This window comes from Porphyromonas sp. HMSC065F10 (assembly GCF_001808555.1).
GTDB lineage: Bacteria > Bacteroidota > Bacteroidia > Bacteroidales > Porphyromonadaceae > Porphyromonas_A.
Genome location: NZ_KV793800.1, coordinates 7233 through 13678, shown reverse-complemented (window position 1 = coordinate 13678; position 6446 = coordinate 7233). Strand labels below are relative to the sequence as shown.

General features: G+C 61.4%; 3 protein-coding genes. 2 read left to right on the top strand and 1 reads right to left on the bottom strand.

The window, feature by feature from the left end:
* Positions 1-110: 110 nt before the first annotated feature.
* The gene (locus HMPREF2890_RS06535) at positions 111-455 is read left to right on the top strand and encodes a hypothetical protein (RefSeq protein WP_148130705.1); all 345 of its coding nucleotides are present in this window, start codon (positions 111-113) and stop codon (positions 453-455) included.
* A gap of 53 nt (positions 456-508) precedes the next feature.
* Here HMPREF2890_RS06535 and rpsA read toward each other — a convergent pair whose 3' ends face one another.
* The gene (rpsA, locus tag HMPREF2890_RS06530) at positions 509-2305 is read right to left on the bottom strand and encodes a 30S ribosomal protein S1 (RefSeq protein WP_070466807.1); all 1797 of its coding nucleotides are present in this window, start codon (positions 2303-2305) and stop codon (positions 509-511) included.
* 885 nt (positions 2306-3190) lie between these two features.
* Between rpsA and polA the strand changes: the two genes are divergently transcribed.
* The gene (gene polA / locus HMPREF2890_RS06525; protein WP_070466836.1) at positions 3191-5983 is read left to right on the top strand and encodes a DNA polymerase I; all 2793 of its coding nucleotides are present in this window, start codon (positions 3191-3193) and stop codon (positions 5981-5983) included.
* The last annotated feature ends 463 nt before the right edge of the window (positions 5984-6446 follow it).

Genomic DNA, 6446 nt, shown 5'->3' with positions numbered 1-6446 from the left:
CGGTCATCCGCGAAGCGGTGACCGATGTATAGCGCCCCATCCTAGCACCACGACCCCGCCAGGGTGTCGCCGAGCTGAGCCCCACTTACCGGCGACACCCTGGCGGGGTCGTGGCATATTGCGTCTGCCTATACATCGGTCGTCGGCACTTCGTGCCTCGACCGATGCCTATGGAGCGGGCATCCTACGGATGCCGGAGGGGCCTGTGGAGGGAGCTGGGGAGGGAGGACCGAGGAGGGAGTGAGATCCGAGAGGGAGGGCTGGAGAGGGAGCTGGGAGGGAGGGCTGGAGAGCGAGAGCTGGAGGGACTGGAGAGAGCTAGCGGGCTGGAGAGCGGGCTGGGGCTGCGCTGTCCGACTTGTCCGATAAGACAGCGCGACCCGTCCGACCCGGCCGGTCGTAAGCAAAAAAAAGAGGACCGCTTCCCGAGTGGGATACGGTCCTCGTACAATTAATATGGTATGCCCCTTAGGTCAAGGGCTTGCGGGCTGTTGCCGAGTGGGAGGGATTACTCCTGCTCGCCGGCAGCCTCAGCGTCCTCCATCTTCTCGCGGAGCTCGGCGAGGGCGTCGAGGTCTCCGAGGGTAGACTTCTCTGCCGGAGCAGAGGTGGTGGCGCTCTTATTGACCTTCACGTCAGAGGGGGTAGCCTCGACGTTGAGACCCTTGGCAGCATCCTCGTAGGTGCGGGTGTGGCTGACGATGATGCGCTTGGCGTTGCGATTGAACTCGAGCACCTTGAAGTCGAGCTCCTCGCCCGTCTGAGCCTCAGAGCCGTCCTCCTTGGTGAGCTGCTTCAGGGGTGCGAAGCCCTCAATCTCCTCGGGGAACTCAATCACCGCACCGCGTGCGCTGATCTCGCCTACCTTGCCCTTGTGGATGGAGCCGATGGAGTAGACGCCCTCGATGCTGCCCCAGGGATCGGGGGTGCACTGCTTGTGACCGAGCGAGAGACGACGGCTCTCCTTATCCACATCCAGGACGACGACGTCGATCTTGGAGCCGATGGAGGTGAAGTCGCTCGGGTGCTTGATCTTCTTGGTCCAGGAGAGGTCGCTGATGTGGATCAGACCATCGATCCCGTCCTCGAAGGTGACGAAGATACCAAAGTGGGTGAAATTGCGCACCTCAGCGGTGTGCTTGCTACCGATGGGGTAGCGCTCCTCGATGCTCTCCCAGGGATCGGGGGTGAGCTGGCGGATGCCGAGGCTCATCTTGCGCTCCTCGCGGTCGATAGAGAGGATGACGCACTCGATCTCCTCGCCCACCTTGAGCAGGTCAGAGGGGTGGTGTACGTGCTTCGTCCAGCTCATCTCGCTGACGTGGACGAGACCCTCTACACCGGGCTTCACCTCTACGAAGGCACCGTAGTCGGTGAGGACAACGACCTTGCCGGTCACCTTGTCACCTACCTGGAGACCCTCCTCGAGAGCGTCCCAGGGATGGGGGGTGAGCTGCTTCAGACCGAGGGCGATACGCTTACGCTCCTCATCGTAGTCGAGGACGACGACATTGATCTTCTGACCAATCTCGACCACCTCCTCGGGGTTATTGACACGACCCCAGGAGAGGTCGGTGATGTGTACCAGACCGTCGACACCACCGAGGTCGATGAAGGCACCGTAGGAGGTGATGTTCTTCACCGTACCCTCGAGTACCTGACCCTTCTCGAGGTGAGAGATGATCTCGGCACGCTGTGCCTCGAGCTCCTCCTCGATGAGTGCCTTGTGAGATACGACGACATTGTGATAGTCGGGATTGACCTTGATGACGCGGAACTCCATCGTCTTGCCGACAAACTCCTCGAAGTCGCGGATCGGACGGACGTCGATCTGTGAGCCGGGGAGGAAGGCATTGACACCAAAGATATTGACCAGCATACCACCCTTGATGCTCTTGTCGATGTATCCGGTGATGGTCTCCTTGGACTCGAGGGCCTCCTCAATGCGCTTCCAGGCACGGTCGCGCATGGCGTCCTCGTGAGAGAGCAGAGGACGACCGTCCTTGGCCTCCGTCTTGCGGACATAGACCTCCACCTCATCACCGACCTTGAGATCCTTATTGTAGCGGAACTCGCTTGTGGGGATGACGGCGGGAGCGCGCAGACCCACGTCTACCTTGACCTCACGCTTGTCCATAGCGATCACCTTACCGGAGATGATCGCGTCCTCGGTGATATTGGGGATGGTCTCAGCGTACTTCTTCTTCTCCTCCTCCAGCTGCTCAGCTGAGATGTCGGACTCGCGGTTGTACTTGTCCCAGTCAAAGTCTGCGTTGGGCTTTGTCTCGTCGTACTTTGTAATCATGCATTAATAGCTCTGGGCTATCATGTTTCTAAAAGGGTTAAACAATACGTTACTATGCCGGTCCGCCCCTTTCCCTCCGGGAAATCGGTGGACAAGCACGGCGCAAAGGTAACGTAAATAATTGAATCCTAAAACCCTGCCCTGTCGATGGAGGGTCGGGGGGACCGCGTTGTCTTATCGGACGAGTCGGACGAGTCGGACGAGTCGGACGAGTCGGAGGACACCTGCTCTCTTTTGGAAAATCCATCTACCTCAGCCGATCCCGGAGGTGCGGGTTGCACCCCGGCAGGGGTGCACGGTCTTTAGCCCGGATGTCGAGGGGCGCAGCCCCGAAGACTCCGGGTTACGATGGGGCTCTATCCCAACGACCCCGATAGGGTGTCGCACTGATTGCCTGACTGGTAAGTGCGACACCCTAGCGGGGTCGTATATCCTAAAATGGGTCTTCTTACCCGGGGTCTTCGGCACTTCGTGCCTTGACCACCGGGCTAAAAAGCGATGATCCCTCCGGGGCTGCGCCCCTGCGGGATCGGCAGGCAGTAGCAGCAGGGCGAGGATCAGTTAACGTGATCACACAGCGACAGGGAGCATCACCTTTACCATTAAGCTCAAATGCGTCACCCGTAGTCGATCGGGGTCCGGCTCGGACGATTATTTTTCGTACCTTTCCTACCTAAAGACCTTTGCAAAATGGTCTTTCGCCGAAAAAGCAGCGCTTTTTCGGCAGGGACTTTGCAGAATGCCCCAGATGCAAGGGACTGAGAGTGAGGGCGAAGGGAGTGTGCTTACGCATATGACCAAGCCCGAATCTCGAATGTGACGCCGCAGATGGGGTATTATGCAAAGGTCTCCCCTAATCATCATCCACCCTAAAGCCATATGAATATGTCTCAGAAGACCTCCAAGCGACTCTATCTCATCGACGCCTTTGCGATGATCTATCGGGGCTACTTCCCCTTTGCCAATCGACCGATGCTCAATCGCCGGGGCGAGGACACCTCGGCGGTGCTGGGGTTTGTCAACACCTTTGACAAGATCCTCGAGGCGGCCGAGGGGCAGTACATGGCTGTGGTCTTTGATCCGCCGGGAGGGACCTTCCGCAGCGAGGAGTACGAGGATTATAAGGCGCAGCGGGCGAAGCAGCCCGAGGCGATCACCTTTGCGCTCCCCTACATCCGCGAGATCATCACGGCGCGTGGCGTGCAGAGCTACGAGGTGGCGGGGTACGAGGCGGACGATGTGATCGGAACGCTGGCGACGCACCTCTCGGAGGCGCACCCGGAGCTGGAGGTGCTGATGGTGACGCCGGATAAGGACTACGGGCAACTGGTGACGGAGCGGGTGCATATGCTTGCGCCGGGGTCGTCGGGTGGCTTTGACGACCTGGGACCGGGGGAGGTGGCGGCGAAGCACGACCTCACCGACGAGACGCAGGTACGGGACTTCCTGGCGCTGATGGGAGATGCGTCGGATAACGTGCCGGGCGTGCCGGGGATAGGGAAGAAGCGAGCCGCCGATCTCCTGAGGGCCTATGGCACCATCGAGGGGATCTACGACCATATAGATGAACTGAAGGGGAAGATGAAGGAAAATCTCCTCGAGCATCGGGAGCAGCTGGAGGCGTCCCGACACCTCGTCACCATCGTCACCGATGTGCCGATAGAGGTCTCCCTCAGGGAGATGACGCGTGGCGCCGAGGATCTGCAGCGACTGGTGGACCTCTATGATGAGCTGGACTTCCGCTCCAAGAAGAAGGCGCTCTTAGACGGAGCTCCTGCGCCCACACCTCAGCGATCCCTCTTTGACCTCACCCCCGAGGAGGCGGCAGCAGAGCCTGCGGTGGAGGACTCGGTCGGCGACCTCTCCACCGTGGAGCACAGCTACACCCTGATCACGGGGGAGGAGGAGATGAAGGGGCTCCTCGAGGCGCTCACGGGGGCTGAGGCCTTTGCCTTCGACACCGAGACGGACGGACTGGACGGGATGCAGGACCACCTTGTGGGGCTCTCTCTCTCCGTGCGACCGCACGAGGCGTGGTACCTCCCACTGCCGGAGGATATGGAGGAGGCGAAGGCGCTGCTGAGACCCTTGGCACCCTTCTTCGCCGACCCGGAGAAGGTGAAGGTGGCGCAGAATGGAAAGTTTGACCTCAAGTTCCTCTCCCGCTACGACCTCCACGCCGTCCCGCCGCTGTGGGATACGATGCTGGCGCACTACCTCCTCGACCCGGAGGCGCGCCACGGGCTGGACCACCTCTCGGAGACGCTGCTGCGGTACCGCCCGATCCCGATCGAGCAGCTGATCGGCAAGGGAAGCAAGCAGAGGAATATGCGTCAGGTGGAGCCGAGGGAGGTGCTGCCCTACGCTGCCGAGGATGCCGACCTGACGCTGCAGCTCTACCACCATCTCCGACCGCGGATCGAGGGCGAGGAGCACCTGAGGTCGCTCTTCTACGACATCGAGATGCCCCTCGCGGACGTGCTGCTGGAGATGGAGCAGGCGGGTGTGCGGGTCGATGTCGATCTGCTTGAGAGTGCGATCGTAGACCTGTCGACGGAGCTGGAGCGGATAGAGGAGGACTTCCAGAGGTACACCCTGGGGGATCCGGTGAACATCAACTCCCCGAAGGAGGTGGGCGACTTCCTCTTCGGGCAGCTGGGGCTGAGCGATAAGCCCAAGAAGACCCGCACGGGGCAATACTCCACACGGGAGGAGGACCTCGAGATGGTCGCCGATCGGCACCCTGCCGTGCGGCTGATCCTCGACTACCGAGGGCTCTCCAAGCTGGTCAACACCTACCTCGTCCCACTGCCGATGATGGTCAATCCGGTGACCGGGCGCATCCACACCACCTACCATCAGGCGAAGACGGCGACCGGCAGGCTCTCCTCGAGCGACCCCAACCTACAGAATATCCCGGTGCGGGACGAGCAGGGGCGGGAGATACGCAAGGCCTTCACGGCCAACGATCCCGACGCCGGGGGCCTCTTTGTCAGTGCCGACTACTCCCAGGTGGAGCTGCGACTGATGGCACACCTGAGCGGTGACACCTCCCTGATAGAGGCATTCCGCCACGGAGCGGACATCCACGCCGCCACGGCAGCCAGAATTTTCGGCATCCCCGAGGAGGAGGTGACAGGGGAGATGCGGCGGAAGGCGAAGACCGCCAACTTCGGCATCATCTACGGCATCTCCGCCTTTGGTCTCTCGGCGAGGCTGGGCATCCCGCGAGGCGAGGCGAAGGAGCTGATCGACGGCTACTTCAGTTCCTTCCCCGGGGTGAAGCGCTACATCGACAAGACCATCGAGCAGGCGCATAAGGACGGCTATGTCGATACCCTCTTCGGTCGCCGGCGGTATATACAGAATATCAACTCCCGCAATCGCAACCTCGTCGCCAACGCCGAGCGTATGGCGATCAACGCCCCGATCCAGGGCACCGCTGCCGACATCATCAAGGTGGCGATGGTGCGGGTGGCGCGACGCCTGCGGGAGGAGGGCTTCCGCTCGCAGATGATCCTGCAGGTGCACGACGAGCTCTGCTTCACCGTGCCGGGCGATGAGCGTGAGCGGCTCGTGGCGATGGTCAAGGAGGAGATGGAGCAGGTGCTCCCCTCGCTCTCTGTCCCGCTCGTCGCTGATGTCGGCGTGGGCGAGAATTGGCTCGAGGCCCACTGACCTCAGCCTGGTCCGACCCACGAGGCGCGCTGTATTATCGGACGAGTCGGACGGGTCGGACGAGTCGGACAGCGCAGATCGAGTGCCTCCATACCTACCGAGCCGGGGAGGGAGGACCGAGGGGGGGCTGGAGAGCGAGCTGGAGGGAGGGGGGACCGAGGAGGGCTGGGGCTGGGCGTCCGACTTGTCCGACTCGTCCGACTTGTCCGATAGAGCCCAGCCCCATCCGATGACCCCGGGTCTCCGGAGATACGCCTTATATATACGACCCCGCCAGGGTGTCGCACGTACCGACCGGCAATCAGTGCGACACCCTGGCGGGGTCGCGGGATTGCTGGCAACGACTGGTCCACGGGTCATCGGGGCTGCGCCCCTCCGACCTGTGGCTAGGAAGCGGGCACCCACAAGGGGTGTCTTCTTCATAGCTATAAAAGACCTTTGCAAAATGGTCTTTGGCCGAAAA

Coding starts and splice junctions, on each gene's coding strand:
- polA (WP_070466836.1), top strand. CDS start 3,191: ATGTCTCAGAAGACCTCCAAGCGACTCTATCTCATCGACGCCTTTGCG.
- rpsA (WP_070466807.1), bottom strand. CDS start 2,305: ATGATTACAAAGTACGACGAGACAAAGCCCAACGCAGACTTTGACTGG.